This window comes from Actinosynnema sp. NPDC023658 (assembly GCF_040639995.1).
Classification (GTDB): domain Bacteria; phylum Actinomycetota; class Actinomycetes; order Mycobacteriales; family Pseudonocardiaceae; genus Actinosynnema.
In genome coordinates, this window is the sequence record NZ_JBFAAX010000519.1 from 1 (window position 1) to 4,185 (window position 4,185).

The 4,185-nt window shown below is 73.6% G+C and carries 5 protein-coding genes; 2 read left to right on the forward strand and 3 right to left on the reverse strand.

The annotated features are described in order from the left end of the window. Nucleotides 1-502: 502 nt before the first annotated feature. Nucleotides 503-1,081 (reverse strand): SigE family RNA polymerase sigma factor, encoded by a 579-nt coding sequence (locus tag AB0G02_RS30245; RefSeq protein WP_360800648.1) that lies wholly within the window; start codon nucleotides 1,079-1,081, stop codon nucleotides 503-505. 65 nt (nucleotides 1,082-1,146) lie between these two features. On the opposite strand from AB0G02_RS30245, the gene AB0G02_RS30250 reads away from it, so the two are divergent. Beyond that, a complete protein-coding gene (locus tag AB0G02_RS30250) occupies nucleotides 1,147-1,437 on the forward strand; it encodes a YciI family protein (RefSeq protein WP_360800651.1) in 291 nt (96 codons plus the stop codon). Here AB0G02_RS30250 and AB0G02_RS30255 read toward each other — a convergent pair. Together AB0G02_RS30255 and AB0G02_RS30260 are read right to left on the reverse strand one after the other, a co-directional pair. Continuing rightward, nucleotides 1,434-2,267 (reverse strand): SDR family oxidoreductase, encoded by an 834-nt coding sequence (locus tag AB0G02_RS30255; protein ID WP_360800654.1) that lies wholly within the window; start codon nucleotides 2,265-2,267, stop codon nucleotides 1,434-1,436. The two genes, AB0G02_RS30250 and AB0G02_RS30255, sit on opposite strands and share 4 nt — an antisense overlap. Nucleotides 2,268-2,361: 94 nt before the next feature. After that, complete coding sequence (locus AB0G02_RS30260; RefSeq protein ID WP_360800657.1) at nucleotides 2,362-3,294, reverse strand: aldo/keto reductase; 933 nt, start codon at nucleotides 3,292-3,294, stop codon at nucleotides 2,362-2,364. Between the two features lie 123 nt (nucleotides 3,295-3,417). On the opposite strand from AB0G02_RS30260, the gene AB0G02_RS30265 reads away from it, so the two are divergent. Next, a partial coding sequence (locus tag AB0G02_RS30265) for a TIGR03620 family F420-dependent LLM class oxidoreductase (protein WP_360800660.1) occupies nucleotides 3,418-4,185 on the forward strand: 768 nt, incomplete at its 3' end.

Here is a 4,185-nt window from a genome sequence, read left to right on the forward strand (position 1 = left end):
GGCTGCCGTGTGGCCCGGGTGTGGTGCGCGTGTGGCCGGGGCGTGGGCGCGGCGTTGGGGTGGGGTTCGGCGGGACGGCGTGCGGCGGCCCGGCGCGGGGTGACGAGGGCGTGCGGCGGTCCGGTCCGTGTGCCGGGTCGGACGTGCGGAGGCTCAGGTGTGCGCCGGTCCGGACGCGGGGTGGTCCGGGTGTGGGGCGGGACTGGCGTGGGGGCGGCCTGGGTGTGGGCGGAACGGGCGTGCGCCGGTCCGGGTGTGGGCGCTTCGGAGCACGCGGCGGTCCGGGCGTGCGGCAGTCGGTGGTGCCTGCGGTCCTGCCGGGTGGCCGGCGAGGCGTGCTGCTCGACGCTAGGGCGGCTAGGGCGGCTGCGGCGACGAGTTGTCCACAGGCAGGCGCTTGCCGGGCCCGGTTCGTCGGTCGTCCGTGGCAGGATCGAAAACAGGGATCCCCTGGGCGGGGACCCCTGCGAAGCCCGGCCGACGGCCGGTCAGCGCTGCCGGGTCAGTGGCCCGCCATGATCTTCTGCAGCGCGTCGAGCGCGCGGCTGGCGGTGCTCTTCACCGTGCCCTTGCTGATGCCGGTGGCCTCCGCGATCTCGGCCTCCGACAGGTCGCCGTAGTACCGCAGCACGAGCACCTCCCGCTGCCTCGGCGGCAGCTGGGACAGCGCCGCCACCACCGCCTGGTGCTCGGCGGTGAGCATGGCGAGGCTCTCCGCCGACCTGGCGTTGGCCACGTGCGGCGGGGTGTAGTCGCGGGCCGTCTTGCGCCGCCTCAGCACGCTGCGCGAGCCGTTGACCACGGCCGTTCGCAGGTAGCCCACGGCGGCCTGCGCGTCCCTCAGGTTGGACCAGTTGCGGTGCAGGCCGGTGAACGCCTCCTGCACCACGTCCTCCGCCGTGGCGGGCTCGTCGACCAGCAGCAGCGCCAGCCGGACCAGCCGCATGCGGTGCTGGCGGTAGAGGTCCTCCAGGGTCAGCGGGCCGGTCGGGGCCGGTGCCGCGCCGTCCTGGATCCGCAGGTTCGTCAGCGTGTCCTGCACACGCGCGATGCCGCCGCTGTTCCGATCCGGACCGACCACGGAAATGACGTTACCTCCTCGCGGGGTAGCTTCGGCGCGGCGCTGCACAACGGAGGGGGCTTTCGATGGCTCGGTTCGCGGTCGAGTTGGTGTTCGGGGACAACCCGGAGGAGCGGCTGGCGGTCCGACCCGCGCACCGCGAGTACCTGGCGACGCTGGTCGAACGGGGTGTGCTGCTCGTCTCCGGCCCGTGGACCGACCAGACCGGCGCCCTGCTGGTCTACGAGGTCTCCGACGAGGCCGAGTTGCGCGAGATCCTCGCCGCCGACCCGTACACGCCCGCCGGCGTGGTGGCCGAGACGCGCGTGCACGAGTGGGAGGCGTTGATGGGCACCTGGCTCCGGCCCGACGCCTAGTCCTTCCTGGCGGCGGCGGTCCCACCCGGTCCGACCAGGCCGGACAGGTCGTTGGCCGCCATCTCGCGGTCGGCGGCGGGCACCGACTTCGGCGCCTGCCGGTCGACCACCCGCGGCGTGAACGCGCGGAACAGCTTCAGGCCGCCGACCCAGCCCGGCACGTGCACGGCCTTGGACCGCCGCGTGATCCCGCGCACCACGGCCCTGCCCACGTCGGACACCGGGTACTTCCTGCTCGCGAGCCCCGGCATCGACCTGCGCAGCGGGCCGAACACGGGGTGCTCGTCGGCGCTGTCGACCATGTCGGTGGAGATCCACGAGAAGTACGCCACACCGACGTCCACGCCCAGGTGCCGCACCTCGGCGCGCAGGCTGTCCGCGAACGCCTCGCAGCCCGCCTTCGCGGCGGAGTAGGCGGCGTTGCCGGGGATGTGCACGATCGCCGCCAGCGACGACACGACCAGGCAGTAGCCGCGGCTCGCGATCAGGTGCGGCAGGCACGTGCGGACCGTGCGCCACACGCCGAGCAGGTTGACCTCGATGACGCGTTCGAAGGCGGCCGGGTCCATCGAGCGGATGAAGCCCGTGGCGGCGATGCCCGCGTTGGCCACGACGACGTCGATGCCCCCGTAGTGGTCCACCACGCCGTTCACGGCGGTCTCCAGGGCCTGCCAGTCGGTGACGTCGGCCTCCCACGCCCGTCCGCCGCACTGCTCGGCCACCTGCCGCAGCCGGTCGCCCTCCAGGCCGATCAGGGCGAGCTTCGCGCCCTTCGCGGCCAGGCGCCGCGCCACCTCCGCGCCGATGCCCCTGGCCGCGCCAGTGATCACGACAACCTTGCCCGCAACGTCCACGGTGACCTCCTCGGCATCCGGCCAGGGAGGCCACCGTAACGCAACTTACCGCCAGTAAGCTACTGGAGAGTTAAACTTCGCTGGCCCTGGTCAGGGCCGTCACCTCGTCCGCCTTCAGCTCCAGGTGCAGCGCGGGCAGCAGGTCGGTGAGCTGCTCGGCGGACCGGGCCGACGCGATGGGCGCGGCCACGGTGGGCTGCTCCGCCAACCACGCCAGGGCGACCGCCGCCGGGGTGGTGCCGTGGCTCTCCGCGACTTCGTCCAACGCCTCCAGCACGCGCAGGCCGCGGTCGTCGAGGTACTGGGACGCGGCGCCGGCCCGCGCGCTCTCGACCCGCACGCCCGGCCGGTACTTGCCGGTCAGGAAGCCCTTGGCCAGGCCCCAGTACGGCGCGGACGCGAGGCCGTGGTCGGCCACCGCGCGGGACAGCTCGCCCTCGTAGGAGCGGTCGACGAGGTTGTAGGCCTGCTGGAGCGCGACGAACTTGGCGAAGCCCTCGCGCTCGGACACGGCGAGCGCGGACGTGAGCCGGTCGGCCGTGTAGTTGGACGCGGCGACGTGCCGGACCTTGCCGCTGCGGACCAGGCGGTCGAACGCGGCCAGCGTCTCCTCCTGGGGCGTGCCGGGGTCGTCCTTGTGCGCGTAGTACAGGTCGATGTGGTCCACGCCCAGGCGGCGCAGCGAGTCCTCCGCGGCGCGCTCGATCGTGGCCGCCTTGAGGTTGTCCAGCCCGCGCAGCATCCCGACCTTGGTCGCGACGACGATCGAGTCCCGGTTGCCGCGGGCGCGCAGCCACCGGCCGATGATCGTCTCCGACTCGCCGCCGGTGTGCCCCTCGGCCCACGCCGAGTACGAGTCGGCGGTGTCCACGAAGTTGCCGCCCGCCTGCGCGTAGGCGTCGAGCACGGCGAACGAGGCGTCTTCGTCGGCGGTCCAGCCGAACACGTTGCCACCCAGGCACAGGCGTGACACGTCGAGGTCGCTGGTTCCCAGATTCGTCATGGGCCGAAGCTACGACGGGCGGTCCATCGGCGCCGAATGGAGGGGGCCGGATGGAGGGGACAGGACTAAATGCCGGCGAACCGGGGTTGCCAGTCGGCAGCACCTAGTTCGCAGGGAGTCGAAATGACGGTCGAGTTGGGCAGGTACGGCGTGTGGGACCGGGCCGCGCGGTGGGGCGGGCGCGGTGAGGACGCGGCGGAACTGGAAGAGCTCGGCTTCGGTGCGCTCTGGCTCGGCGGGATGCCCGACGGCAGCGTCCTGACCACGGTGTCCGCGCTCTTGGACGCCACCGCGAAGATCGCCGTGGCGACCAGCGTGCTAGACGTCTGGACGACTCCGGCGGGCGAGGTCAACGACGGCTACCGGGCGCTGGCGTGGACCGACCGGTTCCTGGTCGGCATCGGCGTGGGCCACCACGAGCTGGTGGGTGAGGTGTATCACAGCCCCTACCAGAAGCTGATCCACTACCTGGACGAGCTGGACGTGCCGCGCGACCGCCTGGCGCTGGCCGCGCTGGGCCCGAGGGTGCTCCGGCTCGCCGCCGCCCGGACGAGCGTCGCCCACCCCTACCTGGTGACGCCCGACTACACGGCGCGGGCGCGCGAGACCGTCGGCGCGGGCGTGCTGCTCGCGCCGGAGCAGCACGTCGTGCTGGAGGAGGACCCGTCGCGAGCCCGTGACCTGGGCCGGGAGGCGTTGGCCGGGTACCTGGAGCGGCCGGACCACACCCGCAACTGGCTGCGCCTCGGGTTCACCGGGGACGACCTGGCGGGCGGCGGCAGCGACCGCCTGGTGGACGCCCTGGTCGCCTGGGGCTCCGTCGAGCGGGTCGCGCGGCGGCGGCGCGAGCCGCCCGAGGCGGGGGGCGCGGCCGGGGGGGGGGCGGCGGGT